Consider the following 20,531-nt stretch of genomic DNA (forward strand, 5'->3'; position numbering starts at 1 on the left):
ACATCACGCCGCCCACCACGTGAAGGTAAAAGCAACGTTGCAGAGACTATGCCTTCAAGTTTCGAAGTCAAGAGGGGATGTCGTATGACTTGAAACTGGCTTAGAGGCCTGAATCGTTCAAGACTTGAAGTTGATCACTGCGGCTGTCGGCTAGCGCAGGCGTTGGCTGATGACCTTGGATACCCCGTCGCCCTGCATGGAAACGCCGTACAGCGCGTCCGCGACCTCCATCGTCCGCTTCTGGTGCGTGATGACGATCAGCTGCGAGGACTCCTGGAGCTCCTGCATGATCCGGATCAGCCGCTGGAGGTTGGTGTCGTCCAGCGCCGCCTCCACCTCGTCCATCACGTAGAACGGGCTGGGCCTGGCCTTGAAGATGGAGACCAGCATCGCCACGGCGGTCAGCGAGCGCTCGCCGCCGGAGAGCAGCGAGAGCCGCTTGACCTTCTTGCCCGGCGGACGGGCCTCCACGTCGACGCCCGTGGTGAGCATGTTGTCGGGGTCGGTCAGGATCAGCCGCCCCTCGCCACCCGGGAAGAGCCGGGAGAAGACGCCCTCGAACTCGCGGGCGGTGTCCCGGTACGCCTCGCTGAACACCTGCTCCACCCGGATGTCCACCTCCTTCACGACCTGAAGGAGGTCGGCCCGGGTCTTCTTCAGGTCCTCCAGCTGCTCCGAAAGGAACTTGTGGCGTTCCTCCAGCGCCGCGAACTCCTCGAGTGCCAGCGGATTCACCTTGCCGAGCTGCTGGTACGCCCGCTCGGCGGCCCTGAGCCGTTTCTCCTGCTCCGAACGGACGAACGGGCGGGGCTGGTTGCGGGGATGCTCCGGGTCCTCGGGCAGCTCCTCGCCCTCGGCGGGCGGCGAAGGCGCTACGAGCTGGTGGGGTCCGTACTCGGAGACCAGGCCGGCCGGCTCGACGCCCAGCTCCTCCAGGGCCTTGGTCTCCAGCTGCTCGATCCGCATCCGCTTCTCGGCGCCGAGGACCTCGCCGCGGTGGACGGAGTCGGTGAGCTTGTCCAGCTCCGCCTTCAGGTCGCGGCCACGGGCGCGGGCGGCGGACAGGCCCTGCTCACGCGCGCCCTTGGCCGCCTCGGCGAGCGCGCGCTCCTGCTCGGCCCGGACCAGGGAGACCTCGACATGGGCCAGGAGCTGCCGTGCGCCGGCGGCGACGGCGCTGGCGACCTCGGCCTCGTTGCGCAGCCGGGCGCGCCGCTGTTCCGCACGCGCGCGTGCCTCGCGTTCGGCGCGGGCGCCCCGGTCCAGGGAGTCGGCGCGCCCGGCGAGGCCCTTGACCCGTTCCTCGTGCGTACGGAGCTGGAGCCGGGCCTCCATCTCGGTCTGGCGGGCGTTGGCGCCGTCGGCGGCGAGCCGGTCGCGGACGGAGGTGTCGGGCTCCTCCTCGCCCGGCGCCTCCTCGGCGACGAGCAGCCGTTCGGCGAGTTCCTCGGCCTCGTGGAGCGCCTTCTCCAGGGCCTCTTCGGCGCGGGCCGCGGCGGCCGCGGTCCGCTCGGCCTCGCCCGCGGCGCCCCTGGCCTGTCCTGCGAGCCGGCCGAGCTGCTGCGCGACCTGGGACTTCTCGCGGTCGGCGGCGCGGCGGCGTTCGGCCAGCTCCTCGACGAGCACGGCGGTGTCCCGCCGCGCCTCGGTCGCCGTCCGCTGGGCCTGGGCCAGCTCCTCGCAGCGCGTCTCCAGCCGCTCCAGCTCGGCGGCCGCCTCGTCGACGGAGGCCTGTACTTCGAGGAGGCTCGGCGCCCCGGCGGAGCCGCCGTGGGCGAAGTGCGCCCCGAGCAGGTCTCCCTCGGCGGTGACGGCGGTGAGCCCGGGGTGCGCGTGGACGAGCGCCTCGGCCTCGTCCAGCGAGCCGACCACCACGATCCCGTCGAGCAACCGTCGCACCGCGCCCATGAGTTCTTCGGGGCCCCGGACGAGGTCGGCGGCGCGGGGGTGGCCGGCGGCGCCGGTCCCACGCCCGGTGTCCGCCGGCTCCTGGGCGCCGCTCATCAGCAGCGCCGCGCGGCCCGCGTCCTGCTTGCGCAGGAGGCGCAGGGCCTCGACCGCGGCGGTGGGGCCCGAGACGGCGACGGCGTCCGCCGCCGCGCCCAGGGCGGCCGCGAGCGCGACCTCGTGGCCGGGGGTGACGGTGAGCAGTTCGGCGGCGGGGCCCAGCAGACCGGTCAGGCTGTCGCGGGCGCCGAGCAGCGCTCCGGTCCCGTCCTTGCGGCGCAGCCCGAGGGAGAGCGCCTCGTGGCGGGCCCGGGTCGCGGCGCGGCGGCGGTCGGCGGCGGTGGCGGCCTCGCGGGCGGCCGTCAGGGCGGACTCCGCCTCGGCGAGGTCGCGGCGCGCGGTGTCGTACCGCTCCCCCAGCTCGCTGTCGTCCGCGTCGAGCCCGTCGACCTCGGCCTTGAGCTGCTCGTACTCCTCCTGGGCCGCGACGGCCCGCTCCTGGGCCTCGTCCCGGGCGGCGGCGAGCCGGTCGATCTCGGCCTGGGCGGACGCGGCGCGCGAGCGGGCGGCGTTGACCTGGCCGTGCAGCCGGGCGAGGCCCTCGCGCCGGTCGGCGATCGCGCGCGCCACGTCCTTGAGCCGGCGCTCCTCGGCCGCGAGTTCGCGCTCCAGGTCGGCGCGGTGGGCGACGGTGTCCTCCAGCGCCCGTTCGGCCGCCTCCCGGGCGGCCTCCAGTTCGGCCTCCTGTTCGCGGATGCGGGCGGCCTCGCGTTCCATGTCCTCCGGGTCGCGGCCCCTGCGCTCCTCCGGCGGCTGGGCGGTGGCGCTCTTCACGCGCGCGTCGGCGAGCGAGACGGTGCCCCTGACCCGCTCGGCGAGCTGGGAGAGTTCGTACCAGGTCTGCTGGGCGCGCTGGAGCCGCGGGGCGAGCCGGCGGACCTCGTCCTCGAGGTCCGCCTCCTTCGCGAGCGCCGCCCGCAGCTCGCTCTCGGCGCTGTCCTTGCGCTCCTTGAGCTCGGCCTCGTCGGCGACTTCGGCCTTCAGCGCCTCCTGGAGGCGTACGAGGTCGTCGGAGAGGAGCCGCAGCCGGGCGTCGCGCAGATCGGCCTGGATGACGGCGGCCCGGCGGGCGACCGCCGCCTGCCGGCCGAGCGGCTTGAGCTGGCGCCGCAGTTCGTCGGTCAGATCCTGCACGCGCGCGAGGTTGGCCTGCATCGCGTCGAGCTTCCGCAGCGCCTTCTCCTTGCGCTTGCGGTGCTTGAGGACGCCGGCGGCCTCCTCGATGAAGGCGCGGCGGCCCATCGGGTCGGCGTGCAGGACGGAGTCGAGCTGGCCCTGGCCCACGATGACGTGCATCTCGCGGCCGATGCCGGAGTCGGAGAGCAGGTCCTGGATGTCGAGCAGCCGGCAGGTGTCGCCGTTGATCTGGTACTCGCTGCTGCCGCCCCGGAACATGATCCGGGTGATCGTGACCTCGGCGTAGTCGATGGGCAGCGCGCCGTCGGAGTTGTCGATGGTCAGCGAGACCTCGGCGCGGCCGAGCGGGGGCCGCCCGGTCGTGCCGGCGAAGATGACGTCCTCCATCTTGCCGCCGCGCAACGACTTGGCGCCCTGCTCGCCCATGACCCAGGACAGCGCGTCCACGACATTGGACTTCCCGGATCCGTTCGGCCCGACGACACACGTGATTCCGGGTTCGAACCGCAGCGTGGTGGCGGATGCGAACGACTTGAAACCGCGGAGTGTCAGGGCCTTGAGATGCACGCCCCCGGACTCTACCTGGGGTTGCGCGTTTCACCCATGAAGGTGCAGGGCACACCCTCGGGTGAGGAGGGGTGTGACGTGGGGGGCTCAAGAAAGAAGGGACGCCGGAGCGTCCCTTGCATGTCTAGCTGAGCTAGCGAGAGTGTTTCTCACCCTGCCCCGGCACGGGGCTGACCGTCGCGCGAGGGCGGCGGGTCAGGTGAGCGCAGGCTCCGCCTTGGGAACGTCGAGGTCGATGCTGTCGAGCAGCGACTCGCCATGATGTGCGGCGGCAGCGTTGAGCGCGTCGTTCTCGGACTGAATCCGTACAAGCTCGGACTCGAGGTCCTGGACGCGCTGCTGAAGCCGTCGCATCTCGGCGAGGAGTCGCGGGTCGGAGCCGCCGACGTAACCGAGAAGCGCCTTTGCCATGATGGATGGTCCTCCACACTGAGTGACCGACCGAAGTGGTGTGGGTCGTGAGGGATTTCGCACCCGCGGTGCTCGGCAGTGCTTGATGTCGTGCCGGTTCTTTACTGCCAAACAGCTAAGGTGCGCGGGGATTCCAGCGTCTCACCAAAAAGTTTGACGGTCAACACGATCACGCCCCGTATCAAGGGGCATCCGGGGGGTCTGCGGCCGCACAACAGGCGACGGCGCCTCGCAACTCGGTGCCTCAGGGGCGTAGCGATCATCCTTCCGCGCGCAGCCTGCCATCGCAAGCCCTTCTCGGCAACCATCAGGCCATTTCCTCTTCGGCGGCCCGTCGCCGAACGTCCGCCCGAGGGCCGAGCGGGCCATCGGACGGAGCACAGCCGAGGTGATCGTCAGCGGATCGCGAAGCTGTCGTAGCCGCCGCGCGGGGTGGCCCAGATCTCAGTGACTCCGTCCACACGCCCGGGTGTGTCGCCGGAGCGCAGCCACTCCAGCAGACGGTGGCAATTCTCACTCGGCCCCTCGGCCACGACCTGCACCCGTCCGTCGTCGAGGTTGAGGGCGAAGCCGACGAGCCCGCCGATCTCCAGTGCGTTTGCCCTGGTGAACCAGCGGAAGCCCACTCCCTGTACTCGGCCGCGCACCCAGGCGGTGAGCCGTACGTCTTCGTTCATGGCTGAACGCTAGCGGGCCAATTGTTGAAGGGGCACGTCACCCCCACGCCTCATGGCGTACAGTCCCGACCGAATGAGGCTCACCCGTTCGGGCGTCTCTGTTCGACGGGCCTTTCGCAGGTCCGCGGAAGCAAAGATCAGCAAAGACCGATCAGCGAAGATCCAGAGCACAGTCAGCACAGGACGTCAGGAAGGCAGAGCAGATGGGACGCCATCGTCGCTCCGGCGCCGCGCCCGCCGCAGAAGATTACGCGGCCGGTACGGACCGCCGGCACCGGGGTATCCGCCGCAAGAAGCGGGGAGCGCCCGTGCGCACCGGACTGCTCGGTGCCTCCGCAGCCGTGGCGGTCGGCGCGGTCGTCGTCGCCTCGGGCCTGCTGCCCGGCGGTGACACGGACATCGTCGGCAGTGCCGGCTCCGGCAAGGAGCAGAGCCAGTCCCGGCAGGCCCCGAAGCTGACGACGCAGGGCGGCTCGTCCGCGACGCCGTCGTCCACTCCCTCCCGCTCCGCCGCGGCGACGGGCACGGGCAAGAGCTCTCCTTCCGCGACGCCCTCGGTCAAGGCGAAGCCGACGAAGACGACCGCTTCCGCGAAGCCCTCGGTCAAGCCGAAGCCGACGAAGACGGCCGCCAAGCCGGCGCAGACGGCGACACCGGCGAAGACCGCCAAGCCGCAGCCGAAGCCGGCTCCGGCGACCAAGAAGCCCGCGGCCCCCACCACCCGGCCGCCGGCGGCGCCGACCCTGAGCCGCGCCGCCGCCGCCGAGGCGGAGGTCGTGCGGCTGGTCAACCAGGAGCGGGCGAAGGTGGGCTGCAGCGCGGTGCGCTCGGACGCCGCCCTCGCCGCGCTGGCGGGCGACTTCAGCGCGGACATGGCGGCCCGCGGCTTCTTCGACCACACGGACCCGGACGGCGACACCCCCTGGGACCGCGCGGCCCAGGCGGGCGTGAACGGCATGGGCGGCGAGAACATCGCCCGCGGCCAGGCGGACGCGGCGGCGGTGATGGAGTCCTGGATGAACAGCGACGGCCACCGCGCGAACATCCTGAACTGCGACTACACGACGCTCGGCGTCGGCGTCCACTTCGCGGACGGCGGCCCGTGGTGGACGCAGGACTTCGGCTTCTGACCCCTCCCCGCACCCCCGGGTCGCGCTCCCCTGGTGAGCGCGACCCGGGGGTGAGCGCTGTGGCGGAGTACCGTGAGGGCATGAGTGACGATCTCGCCTTCGACGTGTTCGCCCGGGCCTGTCAGTCGCGCGTCACGCTGGAGCATGTGACCGGGCGGTGGGGCAGTCTGACCCTCGGCGCTCTCCACGACGGGACGTTCCGCTTCAACGAGCTGCGGCGACGGGTCGACGGCGTCAGCGAGAAGATGCTGTCGCAGACCCTGCACGCCCTGGAGCGCGACGGGCTCGTGCACCGGGAGGCGCAGCCGACCAATCCGCCGCGTGTGGACTACACACTCACCCCGCTGGGGCGCGAGATCGCGGAGCGGCTCGTCGGGCTCATCGAGCTGGTGGAGGGCCGGATGCCGCAGGTCATCACAGCGCGCGAGCGGTACGACGCGGCCCGCGAGGCCGTCACGCCGTAGCGCGGGGCGGGCGCTGGCAGCGGGGGCAGAAGTAGCTCGACCGGTTCATCCACGGACGGCGGCGCATCGGTGTGCCGCAGCGGCGGCACGGTTGGCCCTCGCGTCCGTACGCGTCGAGCGACCGGTCGAAGTAGCCCGACTCGCCGTTCACGTTGACGTACAGGCTGTCGAAGCTGGTCCCGCCCGCGGCCAGGGCCGCGTTCATCACGTCCCGTACATGGCCGAGGAGTTCGGCCGAGCGGGGGCGGGTGAGCGTGGCGGTCGGGCGCTCGTAGTGCAGCCTGGCGCGCCAGAGCGCCTCGTCCGCGTAGATGTTGCCGACCCCGCTGAGCAGCGTCTGGTCGAGCAGCGCGCGCTTGACCGTCGTACGGCGCAGGCGCAGCGCCGTCTGGAAGGCGAGGTCGTCGAACTCCGGGTCCAGCGGATCGCGGGCGATGTGCGCGATGACGTCGGGCAGCCCCTCGGGGGTGTTGTCGTGGAGCGAGAGCCCGCCGAAGGTGCGCTGGTCGACGAAGCGCAGCTCGGTGCCGAGCCCGTCCTCGAACCGGACGCGGATGCGCAGGTGCTTCTCGTCCGGGGCGTCCTCGGGCTGGACCAGCAGCTGCCCGCTCATGCCGAGGTGGCCGAGGACCGAGGCGTCGGAGTCCGCCAGCGGGATCCAGAGGTACTTGCCGCGGCGGCGCGCGATCCCGAACCGGTGGCCCTTGAGGCGGGCGGCGAAGTCCGTGCCGCCGGCCAGGTGCCTGCGTACGGCCCTCGGATGCAGGACCTCGACCTCGCCCACGGTCCGCCCGCCGACCCAGCGCTCAAGACCGCGCCGTACGACCTCGACCTCGGGCAACTCGGGCACGGACTCCTCCGGAAGGGATTGACGGGCGATGGCCGCAGCCTACCGCCGGGGGCTCCGTCGTCCCCGGGGCGGGTGCCGCACCGGCGTCCGTGCGCGGAACGGCGCGAGGTGCGGAAAGGGGTCCGCCCGCCCTCCGGAGTCGGAGGGCGGGCGGGTGGTTCCTGCTCGAAAGGAGCGGTCAGTCCGACGGAAGCCCGGCGGGCGCCGGCGCCCCGCCGCTCTCCGGCTGCTCGTCGGCGCTGGCCGGGTGGGCGTCGCCCGCCTCGGCCGCGGCCTTCGCCGCCGCCGCGCGCTCGTCCGCCGCCGCGCGAATCGCGCGCCATGCGGACTCCGCCGCCTGCTGTTCCGCTTCCTTCTTGCTGCGGCCGGTGCCGGTGCCGTACGAGACACCACCGACGCGGGCGGCAGCAGTGAAGGTCTTCTCGTGGTCCGGACCCGTCTCCGTGACGAGGTACTCCGGGACACCCAGACCCTCGGCCGCGGTCAGCTCCTGGAGGCTGGTCTTCCAGTCCAGTCCTGCACCGAGGTTCGAGGACTTCTCGATCAGCGGATCGAAGAGCCGGTGCACCAGCTCCGAAGCCACGTCGAGGCCCTGGTCGAGATAGACCGCGCCGATCACCGCTTCAAGGGTGTCGGCGAGGATGGACGCCTTGTCCCGGCCGCCCGTGCCCTCTTCGCCCCGGCCGAGCCGGATGAAGGAGCCGAGTTCGAGGCCGCGACCGACCTCCGCCAGCGCACGCGAGTTGACCACCGCGGCCCGCAACTTGGCCAGCTGGCCTTCGGGCAGGTCGGGGTGGGTGCGGTACAGCGTGTCGGTGACCACCAGGCCGAGCACCGAGTCCCCGAGGAACTCGAGACGCTCGTTGGTGGGCAGACCGCCGTTCTCGTACGCGTACGAGCGATGCGTCAGCGCACGCACCAGAAGGGCGGACTCGAGCTGATACCCGAGCCGCCCTTCCAGAAGCGTGTGGGACGAGGCATTGTCCGTCTTGTTGGACTCAGACATTGCGCCTCTCACCAGCCACTCAGACCGAGAGGACCTGGCGCTTGTTGTAGGTGCCGCAGCTCGGGCACGCGATGTGCTGCTGCTTCGGCTCCTGGCAACGCTCACACGAAACCAGGGTGGGGACCGCAGCCTTCCACTGCGACCGGCGGTGGCGCGTGTTGCTGCGCGACATCTTCCGCTTCGGAACAGCCACGGCTACTTCTCCTGCTTCTCGTCGACGCCAGCTTCGGCGCCGCTCATGTTGTCCTTCTCATCGGTTCCCAGCGAACCGGCGAGTCCCTGCAGTGCCGCCCAACGCATGTCGACGGCATCGTGGTGGTGGTCCGGGTTCTCGTTCAGGTTGGTTCCGCACTCGGAACACAGACCCGCACAGTCCTCCCGGCACACCGGCTGCATCGGCAGTGCGAGCACCACCGCATCACGCAGCACGGGTTCGAGGTCGAACATGCCGTCCTCGAGGGGGATCATGTCCTCGTCAGCCTCGGCTTCGTCGTCCGCGACCGCCTTGGAGCGGCCCCGGTCGTCGGAGTCGGGGTACGAGAACATCTCCTGGAAGTCCACGTCGAGCTCGAGCTCGACGGGCTCCAGACACCTTACGCACTCCCCCTCGGCCGATGCACGGGCGGTGCCTGTGACAAGCACCCCTTCCATGACCGACTCGAGGCGGAGGTCGATTTCCACAGGCGCGCCTTCCGGCACACCGATGACCCCTTCGACACCGAAGTTCTTGGGGGCCTCGACCGAGCGGGAGATCCTCTGGAGGGCACCAGGACGCCGCCCCAGCTCGTGCGTGTCGAACACGAGGGGGTTGCGGTGGTCAAGGCGCGTGCTCAGGGCTCTTCCTGCTTTCGGTTCGTGAGGGGGCTGCCGTGTTCGAATCGAGAGACGAAGCGGGCAGCAGGGATCGCAGGCATACGCGCGACCGAAGAGCCAGGATACTGGACGCTTCGCTCAGGGCCCAATCCGGCCCTGTGGAGCCGGTCCGTCAGTGGCCCTGACCGTGGCCGTGGCCCTGCTCGTACTGCCGCAGCTGCTCCAGGTCGATCATGCTCGTGTCGAAGAAGCTGGTCTCGTCGAGCGCGGCGGCCTGCGGCTGGGGCTGGTGCTGCGGCTGCTGGTCGTAGGCGTACTGCTGCTCGTAGGAGGCGGCGTAGGCCGCTCCGGCGGAGCCGGTGCCTGCGACGGAGTAGGGGTCCGGCTGCTGCTGGTACGCGTAGGGGTCGGCCTGCTGGTAGGCGTAGGCGTCCTGGTGCTGGGGCTGCTGGTAGCCGTACGGATCGGGCTGCTGCGCCGGGATCTGCGGGGCCTGCTGGTGGGCGGGCTGCTGGGCCGGCTCCGGGTCGGCCAGCTCGGCGAGCCCGGCCAGGTAGTCCGCGTCGCTGGTGTGGACGGTGCCGCCGGCCGCGTCCTGGGCGGCCATGTGGGCGCCGAGGTCGTCCGTGGCGATCCGCCCGTGCAGCTTCTGCCGGCCGCGTCCGACGGCCTCCAGGGTCTTGGACAGGACGGCCTCGAAGGCGCCGAGCTTGGCGTCGACGTACTCGTCGGCCCGGTGGATGAGGGTCTGCGGGTCCGCGCTGTACTCGGGGGCGTCCTCGTCGGCGTAGCCCTGGGCGTCCAGACCGGGCCCGCGGCCGAGCAGCTTCTCGCGGCCGCGGTCGACGGAGCCGATGGTCTTGTTGAGCACGACCTCGAAGTTGGCGAGCTTGGAGTCCACGTAGTCGTCGGCCTCGGCGCGGATCTCCTCGGCCTCCCGGCGGGCCTCGGAGAGGATCCGGTCCGCCTCGTCCTGGGACTGGCGGGCGACCTGGGTGTCGGAGATCAGCGAGCCGCGCTCGGCGTGGGCGGCGGAGATGATCCGCTCGGCCTCCTGGCGGGCCTGCTCGACCATCTGCGCGCGTCCGCCGATGAGCTCCTGGGCCTGGGCGAGGGAGCCGGGCAGGGCCTCCCGCACCTCTTCGAGCATGGCGAGCAGCTCGGCGCGGTTGACCACGCAGGATGCCGACATGGGCATGGAGCGGGCGTTTGTGATCGAGGAAACGATCTCGTCGAGCTTCTTCTGCACGTCCACCGGGTGCTCGCCACTCTCTACAGCTGGATGGAGACGGACGGGACGACTGTAAGGGCAGTCGTCCCCCGTACGACACCAGGTGACGGACCGTCAGGGACGGTCGCTCGCGGTCACTGCTGGGTGCGCCGCTCGGCGAGGCGCTCGGTGAGCCGGCCGAGGACGGCCGGCGGGACCAGGTGGGAGACGTCGCCGCCCCAGGCGGCGACCTCCTTGACCAGGGAGGACGACAGGAAGCTGTACGTCGGGTTGGTGGGGACGAACAGGGTCTCGACGCCCGAGAGCCCGTTGTTCATCTGCGCCATCTGCAGCTCGTAGTCGAAGTCGCTGACCGCGCGCAGGCCCTTGACGATCGCGGGGATGTCGCGCTGCTTGCAGAAGTCGACGAGGAGGCCGTGGAACGACTCGACCTCGACGTTCCCGAAGTCCGCCGTGACCTCGCGGATCAGTTCGATCCGCTCGTCGACGGTGAACAGTCCCTGCTTGGACTGGTTGATCATCACCGCGACGTGTACGACGTCGTACAGCTTGGAGGCGCGGGCGATGATGTCGAGATGTCCGTTGGTGATGGGGTCGAATGACCCCGGACAGACGGCGCGGCGCAACTTGGGTCCCTCGCTCTCCGGTCCGGTCATCGTGCGTCTTCGCACGTAGAGGCGGCGCGACCGTACCAAAACGTTCCCTCGCCGTAGCGACGGGCCCGCAGTGGCTCGAAGCCGGCCGGCCAGCCGAACTCCCCGCCTCGGGTGCTGCGCTCCACGGTGACGAGGGCGTCGTCGGCGATCCAGCCCCCGGAGCGGAGTGTGAGGAGGATCTCCCGAAGATCGTCGTCCGAGACGGCGTAGGGCGGATCGAGGAAGACCAGGTCATAAGGGGCGGCGGGCGCCGGTCCCGTCACGATCTGTTCCGCTTTGCCGGTCCGGAGCTCGGCGCCGGGGAGGCCGAGCGTGCGGATGTTCTCGCGGACGGTCCGGGCGGCGCGGGTGTCGGCCTCGACGAGGAGGGCGTGGGAGGCGCCCCGGGAGAGCGCCTCCAGGCCCACGGCGCCCGAGCCCGCGTACAGATCGGCGACACGGGTCCCGTCGAGGGTGCCGAGGAGCGACTCCCAGGTGGAGAAGAGGCCCTCACGCGCCCGGTCGGAGGTCGGGCGGGTGCCGGTGCCTGGCGGCACGGCCAGTCGGCGTCCGCCGGCGGTTCCGGCGATCACGCGGGTCATCTGAGGTCCTTGTCCTTGTGCTTCAGGGGGCTCCTGTGTCTCCACGATATGGCCGGTCGGCGGGGTGTGACGTCACCCCTTCTCCAGGAACTCCTCCCGCTCCTTGTCCAGGAGCGCGTCCAGGGCGGTGCGCAGCTCGGGGTGGTCGTCGAGGTCGGGGTCGGCGAGGACGACGGCGGTGGCCTCCTCGCGGGCGGCGGCGATGACCTCCTCGTCGTCGATGACGGTGAGCATCCGGAGCGAGGAGCGGACGCCGGACTGGGCCTGGCCGAGGACGTCGCCCTCGCGGCGCTGTTCGAGGTCGATACGGGAGAGTTCGAAGCCGTCCAGGGTGGAGGCGACGGCGCCGAGGCGCTGGCGCGCGGGGCTCGCCTCGGGCATCTCGGTGACGAGGAGGCAGAGGCCGGGGGCGGAGCCTCGGCCGACGCGGCCCCGGAGCTGGTGGAGCTGGGAGACGCCGAAGCGATCGGCATCCATGATCACCATGGCGGTGGCGTTGGGGACGTTGACGCCGACTTCGATGACGGTGGTGGCGACCAGGACGTCCGCCTCGCCGGCGGCGAAGCGGCGCATCACGGCGTCCTTGTCGTCGGGGTGCATGCGGCCGTGCAGGACCTCGACGCGGAGTCCGGCCAGGGGGCCCGAGCGGAGCTTCTCGGCGACCTCCAGGACGGCGAGCGGCGGCCGCTTCTCGGCCTCGTCCTCGGCGGACGCCTTCCGCTTCTGCTTCTCGTCCTCGTCGTCGCCGATGCGCGGGCAGACCACGTACGCCTGGTGTCCGTTCTCCACCTCCTCGCGCACGCGCTCCCACGCGCGCGTGAGGAAGTGCGGTTTGTCGGCGGCCGGGACGACATGGCTGGCGATCGGCGAGCGTCCGGCGGGCAGCTGGTCCAGGACGGAGGTCTCCAGGTCGCCGAAGACGGTCATGGCGACCGTGCGCGGGATCGGCGTGGCGGTCATGACCAGCAGGTGGGGCGGTTGCCTGCCCTTGCCCCGCAGGGCGTCGCGCTGCTCGACGCCGAAGCGGTGCTGCTCGTCGACGACGACGAGGCCGAGGTCGTGGAACTGCACCTTGTCCTCGATCAGCGCGTGCGTGCCGATGACGATCCCGGCCTCGCCGGTGACCAGGTCGAGCAGGGCCTGCCGCCGGCCGGCGGCGCCCATGGAGCCGGTGAGCAGGACGACCTTGGTGGCGTGCTCGGACCCGCCGAGCATGCCGCCCTCGGCGAGCTCGCCCATCATCTCGGTGATCGAACGGTGGTGCTGCTGGGCGAGGACCTCGGTGGGGGCGAGCATCGCGGCCTGCCCCCCGGCGTCGACGACGGCGAGCATGGCGCGCAGAGCCACCATCGTCTTCCCCGACCCCACTTCTCCCTGGAGGAGGCGGTGCATCGGGTGCTCGGTGGCGAGGTCGTCGAAGATCTCCTTGGAGACCTTCTTCTGGCCGTCGGTGAGGGTGAACGGCAGCTTGGCGTCGAAGGCGTCGAGGAGCCCGGCGGGGGTGGGCCTGCGGGCGACGGCGGGCAGCTGGGTGTCGGCGAACCGGCGGCGGGCGAGGGCGACCTGGAGGACGAAGGCCTCGTCCCACTTGAGCCGCTGCCGGGCGTCCTCGATGTCGGCCTTCGTACGGGGCCGGTGGACCTTCTGGAGGGCTTCGGGCAGGTCGGTGAGGCCGCGGTCCTCGCGCAGGGCGGGCGGCAGCGGGTCGGCGAGGCCGGCCCAGCCGGTGGCGGCCAGGGAGTCCAGGGCGATGGCGACGGACTGCTCGATGGTCCAGGACTCCAGCTGCTTGCAGGCCGGGTAGATCGGCAGCAGTTCGTTCGCGAACGCCTTGACCGTCTCGTCGCTGCTCTCCGCGTCGAGGAGCTTGTACTCGGGGTGGGTGAGCTGGAGCTTGCGGTTGAAGACCCCGACCTTGCCGGCGAACATCCCGCGCCGGCCCGGCAGCAGCTCCTTCTGGTGGAAGTGGACGGCCCGGCCGAAGAAGACGAGCTGCATCCGGCCGCTGCCGTCGGTGATGGTCACCTCAAGGCGCTGGCCCTTGCCCCGGCCGCCCTTGTTGAAGGTCATCACGCGGGCGTCGGCGACCTGCGCGACCACGGTGACGTGCTCGTCGAGCGGCAGGTCGGCGAGGGCGGTGAGCTCGCCGCGCTCGGCGTACCGCCGTGGGTAGCGGTGGAGGAGATCCCCGACCGTACGCAGGTCGAGGTGGTCGGCCATCACCTTCGCGGTGGCGGCGCCGAGGAGGTTCTTGAGGGGTTCGTCGAGCACTGGCACGCGTTCCATTGCACACCACGGCACCGACAACCGTCCCGCAGGCTGTGGATATCTCCTGGTCACGTCGGCGCCGCGCCCCCTAGGATGACGCGTCTCCCCCCGTACCGCTCCGCGATCACCGCCTGCCGGGATCGCCCGACCCGCGCCGGCGCCTGTCCCCCCACCGGCGCAGCGACGATGACTGCTGATCAGACACCGCACACCTTCCAGGTCGATCTGCGCGGACTCGTGGATCTTCTCTCCCACCATCTCTATTCGAGCCCCCGGGTCTATCTGCGCGAGCTGCTGCAGAACGCCGTGGACGCGATCACCGCTCGCCGTGCCGAGGAGCCGGAGGCCCCCGCGCGGGTCCGGCTGTACGCGGACGGCGACGGTCTGCGCGTCGAGGACAGCGGAATCGGGCTGACCGAGCGGGACGTGCACAGCCTGCTGGCCACGATCGGCCGCAGTTCGAAGCGGGCCGACGCCGCCGGCATCGCGAGCGCGCGGGCCGAGTTCCTGGGCCAGTTCGGCATCGGGCTGCTCGCCTGCTTCGTGGTCGCCGCCGAGATCCGGGTGGTCAGCCGCAGCGCGCGTACGCCCGCCGCGCCACCGGTGGAGTGGACGGCCCGCGACGACGGTTCGTACACCGTCCGGACGCTCGCGGACGGCGCCCGTACGGAGCCGGGCACGACCGTGTACCTGACCGCCCGCCCGGGTTCCGGCGAGTGGCTGACCGAGGAGCGGGTGCTCGCGCTGGCCCGCGAGTACGGCTCCCTCCTCCCGTACGAAGTACGGGTCGGGGACAGGCGGGTCACCGATCTGCCCGCCCCCTGGGACCGGCCGTATCCGAGCCCGGCGGCCCGGCGGGTCGCGCTCGCGGGCCACTGCCGGGAGACGTTCGGCTTCACCCCGCTCGACTCGATCGACCTGGATCTTCCGCTGGCCGGGATCCGGGGCGTGGCGTACGTCCTTCCGTCGGCCGTCAGCCCCGCCCAGCGCGCCGGTCACCGGGTCCACCTCAAGGGCATGCTGCTCACCGAGCGGGCCGACGGGCTGCTGCCCGACTGGGCGTTCTTCGTGCGCTGCGTCCTCGACACGGACAGCCTGCGGCCGACCGCGTCGCGCGAGTCGCTGTACGAGGACGAGACGCTGGCCGGCGTACGGGACGCGCTGGGCGGGGCCGTGCGGGACTGGCTCGGCGAGCTGGCGGCGGGGGCTCCGGAGCGTCTGGAGGAGTTCCTGGCCGTGCACCACCTCGGGGTGAAGTCGCTGGCCCGGCACGACGGCGAGATGCTGCGGACGATGCTGCCGTGGCTGCCGTTCGAGACGACGGACGGCCGGCTCTCGCTGGAGGAGTTCGCCCGCCGTCACCCGGTCGTGCACTACACCCGTACCGTCGAGGAGTACCGGCAGGTCGCCGCGATCGCGACCGCGCAGGGCATCGGCGTCGTCAACGGCGGCTACACGTACGACACGGATCTGGTCGAACGCCTCCCCGAGGTCCGTCCCGGTACGGCCGTCGCGGAGCTCGACGCCGACACCGTGACCGCCCATCTCGACCCCGTGGACCCGGCGCAGGAGCTGGCGCTCTCGGCGTTCCTCTCGGTGGCGCGCGCCACGCTGGACCCTCTGGGCTGCGACGTGTCGCTGCGCTCCTTCCACCCGCTGACCGTGCCCGCGCTGCACCTGGACGACCGGGCGGCCCGTCACGAACAGGCCCGGGCGGACGCCGAGGAGCGGGCGGACGACCTGTGGGCCGGCATCCTCGGCTCGCTGCGCGGGAGCGCGCCGCGGGCCCGGCTGGTCCTCAACCACCTGAATCCGACGATCCGCCGGATCGGTTCGCTCGACGATCCGGAGCTCGCGGGGACGGCCGTCGAGGCGCTGTACGGGCAGGCCCTGCTGATGGCGCAGCGGCCGCTGCGTCCGGCGGACTCGGCGCTGCTCAACCGGGCGTTCACGGGGCTGCTCGCCTGGGCCACCCACCACGGGGAGAACACGGCATGACCCTGACCTTCCAGGCCCTCCGCGAGGCGATGCGGGACAACGCCCAGCAGCCGGAGGGGCCGGCGCGCAACGCGCGCGCCGAGCAGCTTCTCGCCGAGGCGGAGCTGATCGGTGAACCGCCGGCCGTCATCGAGGCGCTGGGGCACCAGCTCCAGGCGTACAACTACAGCTCCGAGAAGGCGAAGATGTTCGTGCCCTTCTCGCGGCTGCTGCGGATGTGGGACGACGATCCGTCGGCCTTCGACGCGTACGAGACGCACTCACTGCACTGGGTGTTCAAGTGGGTCTCCAGCGGCATGCTCGACCAGCCGCACATCCCGCTCGCCTCGATCGAGAAGTGGCTCGGCGAGATGGAGCACCGCTACCGGCTGGCGGGCCACTCGGAACGGGCCGTGCGGCAGGGTGAGTTCCGGGTGGCGCGGCACATCGGTGACCGGGAGAGGGCCGAGCGGGCGTACGCGGCCTGGCTGGCGGCCGAGCGGGACCGGATGGCCGACTGTCACGCCTGCGAACTGCACGGGCAGGGTGCGTGGTCGGCGGAGCTCGGCGACGACGAGCAGGCTCTGCGGACCTGGGCTCCGGTCCTCGCGGGCGAGCACAGCTGCGCGCACGAGCCGCACGCGATCCTCGCCTCCTCGTTGCTGCCGCTGGTGCGGCTGGGCCGGGTGGACGAGGCCCGCGCGCACCATCTGCGCGGCTACCGGCTGGTGCGGCCGATGGAGAGCATGCGGGGCTCGGTGGCGCAGCACATCGAGTTCTGCGCGCTGACCGGGAACGAGGCGCGGGGTCTGGAGATCCTGGCGGAGCGTCCCGCGTACTTCACCGACGGCGGCGATCCGGACAGCCTGGCGGACTTCCTGGCCGTGACGGCGCTGCTCATGGACCGGATGGTGGCGCTCGGCCTCGGCGGACAGTCGGTGCCGGGGCCGGCGGGTTCGTCGTGGACCGCCGCCGAACTGGCCGGCCACGCGCGCGTGGAGGCGCTGGCGATCGCGCGACGCTTCGACGAGCGGAACGGCACGGGGCGGGTCGGCGAGCTCGTACGGGACCGGATGGACTCCCGGCCGCTCCTGGACCGGCTGCCGCTGGGGGTACGGGCGGCGGGCCCGGTGCCCGCGCGGGCGCGCGTGCCGGAGCCGGTGGCGGAGCCGCGCGACCTGCTCGCGGAGGCGCGCCTGCTGTCTGCGGCACGGAACCCGGCGGCGCGCGAGGCATGGGCGGCGGTGGGAGCCGCCGGCCTCGAACTGGACGCGCTGGCGCGGGCCGAGGTGGACGACCACCGGGCCATGGCGATGGAGGACGGTCCGGCGGAGTCGGTCCGGCTGTTCCATCGGGCCGCGGAGGGGTACGAGGCTGCCGGCGACCGGGGTGAGGCGGAGGCCGCCAGGGCCAGGGCGGCGTACGCCCACGCGTCCGACGGGCGGCTTGCGGAGGCGACGAGTGCCGTCGAGGAGTCGGTCGCCCGCCTGCTCGCCCTCCACGCGGAGGGAGCGGCGACCCCCCGCCAGACGGCGGGCGGGCTGCTGAGCCGGGTCCGGGTGGGGCTGCTGCGGCTGCACGACGAGGAGGGCGGGGCCGCGGGGGACGGTGGACCGGGAGCCGGTGGACCGGCGCGCGGGGAGCCGGCGGACGGGGCCGACCCGGCCGACCGGCTCGCGCGGGCCGTGGACGAGCTGGTCGCCTTCGCCGTTCCGTACGGTGACGATCCGGCGGTCGCCGACCGGGTCGCCGAGGCCGAGGCCACCCGGGGCGATCTGGCCGCGCACCGGGGGGACGCCGAGGAGGCGGCCCGTCGGTACGCGTACGCCGCGGAGCTCTACCACCGGGCCGGGATGCCCTGGTACGCGGTGGAGCCGGAGGCGCGGCTCGCGCGGATCGCCCTGCACCAGGGCGACCTGGAGACCGCCGAGCGGGCGGCCCGGGCCGCACTCGACCACGGCGTGGAGCACGCCGGGGCCGGCGGGCAGACCCGGCTCAGGCTCCGGCTCGCCGAAGTCCTCGGCGCGGCGGGGCGGTTCGACGAGGCCGCGGCGCACGCCCTGGAGGCGGCGCACTGGGCCGACGAGGCGGGCGAGAGCCAGGGCATCGGCGCGTACGCCCGGCACCAGCTGGGCGGTTGGCTGCTGCGGGAGTCGCGGGTCGCGGAGGCGGCGGCGATCCTGGAGTCGGTGCTGCCGGACCTGTCCGTGGAGGAGCACGGGGACGGGATGGTCGTCCAGACCCTGTGGTGGCTCGGCGACTGCCTCGCGGCGCTGGACGAGCCCCGGTCGGCGGCGGAGCAGTGGCTGCGGGCGGCGGAGCTCGCCATGGCGTGGCCCGAGCAGCACGACCACGCGATGCTCGCCAACCTGGCGGCGCAGGCGCTGCTCCGGGCGGAGCTGCGGCCGGAGGCCGCGGCGGCGTACGAGCGTGCGGGCGAGCTGTGGAGCGCGCTGGGCGACACCGCGGCGTACGTGCGGACCCTGCGGGTCCGGGCGTGGATCGCGGGCGCGGACGGCGACGGCCGGGCGCTGATGGACGCGGCGGCGGAGGCCTGCGGCGCGGACCTGGCGGAGCGCGGGGAGACGTACGTCCAGGCGGCGGAGCTGCTCGGGGACACGGACGCGGCGGTCGCCCTGTCGTACGCGACGCGGGCGGCCGCGGCGTTCACCGAGGCGGGACCCGACCTGCGGGACCGCCGGACGGCGGCGGAGCTGCTGACGGGCTGGCTCCACCTCCGGCTGGAGGACAGGACGGCGGCGGCCGCGGCGGCCCGCGCGGTGCTCGCGGAGCACGCCGACTCGGAGGAGGCGGCGGAGCTGCTCTCCCGCGCGACGGCCTGAGCCCAGGCCCGAGCACAGGCCCGAGCAAAAGCCTGCGCAACGGCCTGAGCCCAGGCCCGCGCGACGGCCTGAGCGCCCGTGGTGGGCGATCGTCCCGTTGGTCGGGGTCGATCGCCCACGTCCCCGAGGCTGAGGCCCCGGCCGCCCCGAGGCTGAGGCCCCGGCACCCCCGAGCGTGAGGCCCGGCCGCCCCGGAGGCTGAGGCTCCGGCGCCCCCGAGCGTGAGGCTCCGGCCGCCCCCGAGGGTGCGGCGCCGCGCCCTCGGGGCCAAGAGCGTGAGGCCCGGCCGCCCCCGCGGGTGCGGCCCCGGCTACTCCACGCCGATGAGCAGCGCCGGTGCCCCCGCCCCCGCGTGGTACGTCGTCGTGTCCACCGCCAGGTACGTCTCCCGGACGTGCCGTTCCAGGGAGTCCGCGAGCGTCGGCGGGGTCTCGTCGGAGACGATCAGGGTCACCAGCTCGCCCCCCGCCGAGAGCATCCGGTCCAGGACCGTGCGGGCCGTCTCCGTCAGGTCCTGGCCGATGACCGCGACGTCGCCCTCGATCAGGCCGAGGACGTCCCCGGCCTGGCAGACGCCCGCCGAGGTGAAGGACTGGTGCTCGGCGACGGCGAGTTCCGCGTACCGGGTCGCCCCCGCCGCGGCCGTCATCGCCACCACGTCCTCGTCGAAGCGCCGGTCCGGCTCGTGGACGGCCAGCGCCGCGATGCCCTGGACGGCCGCCCGGGTGGGGATCAGCGCGACCCGGATGCCCTCCGCGCGGGCCTGCTCGGCCGCCGCGCCCGCCGTGTGCCGCAGGCCGGTGTCGTTGGGCAGCAGCACGACCTCGACCGCGTGGGCCCGTCGGATCGCGTCGACGAGCTCGCCGCTGGCGGGCGGCTCGCCCGGCCCGGCCAGCACGGTCGTCGCGCCCGCCTCGGCGCACAGGCCCGCGAGCCCCTCTCCCGGTACGACCGCCACGACGGCGCGCTGCAGCCGTTCCCGCGTCTCCGAGACGCCCGCGAAGTGCGTGATGCGGATCCGGTACGGCCGCCCGGCCTCCACGCCCGCCTCCACCGCGGCGCCCGCGTCGTCGACATGGACGTGCACGTTCCACAGCCCGTCCCCGCCGACGACGACGAGGGATTCGCCGAGCGCGTCCAGCCGGGCGCGCAGCCGTTCCACGGCCGCGTCCTGTGCCTCAAGGAGGTAGATCACCTCGAAGGCGGGTCCGCCCTCCGGGGCGCAGTCCGCCGACGAGGGCACGGGCACGGCCCGGTTCGGGGGGCGTACCTGCGCCTCGCCGGACACCACCTCCACCAGCGCCCCGAGGACCGCCACCAGACCCCGTCCGCCCGCGTCCACGACGCCGGCGCGTTCCAGGACGGCCAGCTGCCCGGGAGTCGCCTCCAGGGCCGTCCTGGCCCCTTCGTACGCCCCTCTGGCGACCGCCACCAGGCTTCCGCCGCCCCCGCAGGCGTCGGCCGCCGCGGTCGCCACGGTCAGGATCGTTCCCTCGACCGGGTGCGCCACGGCCTCGCGGGCCGCGCGGGCCGCCGCCGCCAGGGAGCGGGCGAGGTGATCGCCGTCACGCCCGTCGGCGAGCACGGACGCCATGCCGCGCAGCAGCTGCGAGAGGATCGTCCCCGAGTTGCCCCGGGCGCCGATCAAGGCCCCGTGCGCCATGGCGCGTACCGCGTCACCCGCGTCGGGGTCGTCCGCCGCGAAGAGCGCCTCGACCGCCTGGGCGGCGGACTCCACCGTCAGATAGAGATTGGTCCCGGTGTCCCCGTCGGCGATCGGATAGACGTTGATCGCGTCGATCTCCTCGCGCTCCCGGCCGAGCGCCTCCAGCGCCCGTACGCACCAGGATCGGACCGCCGCTGCGTCGAGGGTCTGCGCGGTCTGCGGCAACGGGTGATCCTCCTGCTAGGCG

The 20,531-nt window shown here is 72.8% G+C and carries 16 protein-coding genes; 4 read left to right on the forward strand and 12 right to left on the reverse strand.

Annotated features, from left to right (window positions below; all coding sequences use genetic code 11):
• Window positions 1–150: 150 nt before the first annotated feature.
• The 3 genes from smc to M5362_RS13635 all read right to left on the reverse strand — a co-directional run bounded on the left by smc (window position 151) and on the right by M5362_RS13635 (window position 4,799).
• Window positions 151–3,711, reverse strand: a complete 3,561-nt coding sequence (gene smc / locus M5362_RS13625) for a chromosome segregation protein SMC (RefSeq protein ID WP_260227761.1) — start codon at window positions 3,709–3,711, stop codon at window positions 151–153.
• A gap of 195 nt (window positions 3,712–3,906) precedes the next feature.
• Window positions 3,907–4,122 carry a hypothetical protein gene (locus M5362_RS13630; protein ID WP_260227762.1) on the reverse strand — a complete coding sequence of 72 codons (216 nt, stop codon included), beginning with the start codon at window positions 4,120–4,122 and terminating at the stop codon, window positions 3,907–3,909.
• A gap of 395 nt (window positions 4,123–4,517) precedes the next feature.
• On the reverse strand, window positions 4,518–4,799 hold the full coding sequence (locus M5362_RS13635) for an acylphosphatase (RefSeq protein WP_260227763.1): 282 nt from the start codon (window positions 4,797–4,799) through the stop codon (window positions 4,518–4,520).
• A gap of 203 nt (window positions 4,800–5,002) precedes the next feature.
• On the opposite strand from M5362_RS13635, the gene M5362_RS13640 reads away from it, so the two are divergent.
• The gene (locus M5362_RS13640; protein WP_260227764.1) at window positions 5,003–5,929 is read left to right on the forward strand and encodes a CAP domain-containing protein; all 927 of its coding nucleotides are present in this window, start codon (window positions 5,003–5,005) and stop codon (window positions 5,927–5,929) included.
• 80 nt (window positions 5,930–6,009) lie between these two features.
• The gene (locus M5362_RS13645; protein WP_260227765.1) at window positions 6,010–6,393 is read left to right on the forward strand and encodes a helix-turn-helix domain-containing protein; all 384 of its coding nucleotides are present in this window, start codon (window positions 6,010–6,012) and stop codon (window positions 6,391–6,393) included.
• On the opposite strand, the gene mutM is transcribed toward M5362_RS13645, so the two are convergent.
• The 8 genes from mutM to recG form a co-directional block, all read right to left on the reverse strand.
• The gene (mutM, locus tag M5362_RS13650) at window positions 6,383–7,243 is read right to left on the reverse strand and encodes a bifunctional DNA-formamidopyrimidine glycosylase/DNA-(apurinic or apyrimidinic site) lyase (RefSeq protein ID WP_260227766.1); all 861 of its coding nucleotides are present in this window, start codon (window positions 7,241–7,243) and stop codon (window positions 6,383–6,385) included. The two genes, M5362_RS13645 and mutM, sit on opposite strands and share 11 nt — an antisense overlap.
• A gap of 178 nt (window positions 7,244–7,421) precedes the next feature.
• Window positions 7,422–8,249, reverse strand: a complete 828-nt coding sequence (rnc, locus tag M5362_RS13655) for a ribonuclease III (RefSeq protein ID WP_260227767.1) — start codon at window positions 8,247–8,249, stop codon at window positions 7,422–7,424.
• A 19-nt stretch (window positions 8,250–8,268) separates the two neighbouring features.
• On the reverse strand, window positions 8,269–8,442 hold the full coding sequence (gene rpmF, locus M5362_RS13660) for a 50S ribosomal protein L32 (RefSeq protein WP_030496967.1): 174 nt from the start codon (window positions 8,440–8,442) through the stop codon (window positions 8,269–8,271).
• A gap of 2 nt (window positions 8,443–8,444) precedes the next feature.
• Window positions 8,445–9,050: a DUF177 domain-containing protein gene (locus M5362_RS13665; protein WP_260227768.1), complete on the reverse strand. Its 606-nt coding sequence runs from the start codon at window positions 9,048–9,050 to the stop codon at window positions 8,445–8,447.
• 184 nt (window positions 9,051–9,234) lie between these two features.
• Complete coding sequence (locus M5362_RS13670) at window positions 9,235–10,317, reverse strand: ATP synthase F0 subunit B (protein ID WP_260227769.1); 1,083 nt, start codon at window positions 10,315–10,317, stop codon at window positions 9,235–9,237.
• Window positions 10,318–10,427: 110 nt separating this feature from the next.
• Window positions 10,428–10,919: a pantetheine-phosphate adenylyltransferase gene (gene coaD, locus M5362_RS13675; protein WP_260228048.1), complete on the reverse strand. Its 492-nt coding sequence runs from the start codon at window positions 10,917–10,919 to the stop codon at window positions 10,428–10,430.
• 26 nt (window positions 10,920–10,945) lie between these two features.
• On the reverse strand, window positions 10,946–11,530 hold the full coding sequence (rsmD, locus tag M5362_RS13680) for a 16S rRNA (guanine(966)-N(2))-methyltransferase RsmD (RefSeq protein ID WP_260227770.1): 585 nt from the start codon (window positions 11,528–11,530) through the stop codon (window positions 10,946–10,948).
• A 72-nt stretch (window positions 11,531–11,602) separates the two neighbouring features.
• A complete protein-coding gene (gene recG / locus M5362_RS13685; protein WP_260227771.1) occupies window positions 11,603–13,816 on the reverse strand; it encodes an ATP-dependent DNA helicase RecG in 2,214 nt (737 codons plus the stop codon).
• Window positions 13,817–13,984: 168 nt separating this feature from the next.
• Here recG and M5362_RS13690 point away from each other — a divergent pair, with 168 nt between their 5' ends.
• Both M5362_RS13690 and M5362_RS13695 read left to right on the forward strand, forming a co-directional pair.
• Window positions 13,985–15,796 (forward strand): HSP90 family protein, encoded by a 1,812-nt coding sequence (locus M5362_RS13690; RefSeq protein ID WP_260227772.1) that lies wholly within the window; start codon window positions 13,985–13,987, stop codon window positions 15,794–15,796.
• The gene (locus M5362_RS13695; RefSeq protein ID WP_260227773.1) at window positions 15,793–18,618 is read left to right on the forward strand and encodes a tetratricopeptide repeat protein; all 2,826 of its coding nucleotides are present in this window, start codon (window positions 15,793–15,795) and stop codon (window positions 18,616–18,618) included. The genes M5362_RS13690 and M5362_RS13695 overlap by 4 nt, the downstream gene beginning before the upstream one ends.
• A gap of 310 nt (window positions 18,619–18,928) precedes the next feature.
• Here the strand turns inward: M5362_RS13695 and M5362_RS13700 are convergent, their stop codons facing one another.
• Entirely contained in the window at window positions 18,929–20,509 is a 1,581-nt protein-coding gene (locus M5362_RS13700) for a DAK2 domain-containing protein (RefSeq protein WP_260227774.1), read from the reverse strand.
• Between the last annotated feature and the right edge of the window lie 22 nt (window positions 20,510–20,531).

Origin of the sequence: Streptomyces sp. Je 1-79 (assembly GCF_025195125.1) — a bacterium.
Classification (GTDB): Bacteria; Actinomycetota; Actinomycetes; order Streptomycetales; family Streptomycetaceae; genus Streptomyces.

Coding starts and splice junctions, on each gene's coding strand:
- M5362_RS13695 (WP_260227773.1), top strand. CDS start 15,793: ATGACCCTGACCTTCCAGGCCCTCCGCGAGGCGATGCGGGACAACGCC.
- rsmD (WP_260227770.1), bottom strand. CDS start 11,530: ATGACCCGCGTGATCGCCGGAACCGCCGGCGGACGCCGACTGGCCGTG.
- M5362_RS13630 (WP_260227762.1), bottom strand. CDS start 4,122: ATGGCAAAGGCGCTTCTCGGTTACGTCGGCGGCTCCGACCCGCGACTC.
- recG (WP_260227771.1), bottom strand. CDS start 13,816: ATGGAACGCGTGCCAGTGCTCGACGAACCCCTCAAGAACCTCCTCGGC.
- M5362_RS13690 (WP_260227772.1), top strand. CDS start 13,985: ATGACTGCTGATCAGACACCGCACACCTTCCAGGTCGATCTGCGCGGA.
- rnc (WP_260227767.1), bottom strand. CDS start 8,249: ATGTCTGAGTCCAACAAGACGGACAATGCCTCGTCCCACACGCTTCTG.
- M5362_RS13645 (WP_260227765.1), top strand. CDS start 6,010: ATGAGTGACGATCTCGCCTTCGACGTGTTCGCCCGGGCCTGTCAGTCG.
- M5362_RS13640 (WP_260227764.1), top strand. CDS start 5,003: ATGGGACGCCATCGTCGCTCCGGCGCCGCGCCCGCCGCAGAAGATTAC.
- M5362_RS13635 (WP_260227763.1), bottom strand. CDS start 4,799: ATGAACGAAGACGTACGGCTCACCGCCTGGGTGCGCGGCCGAGTACAG.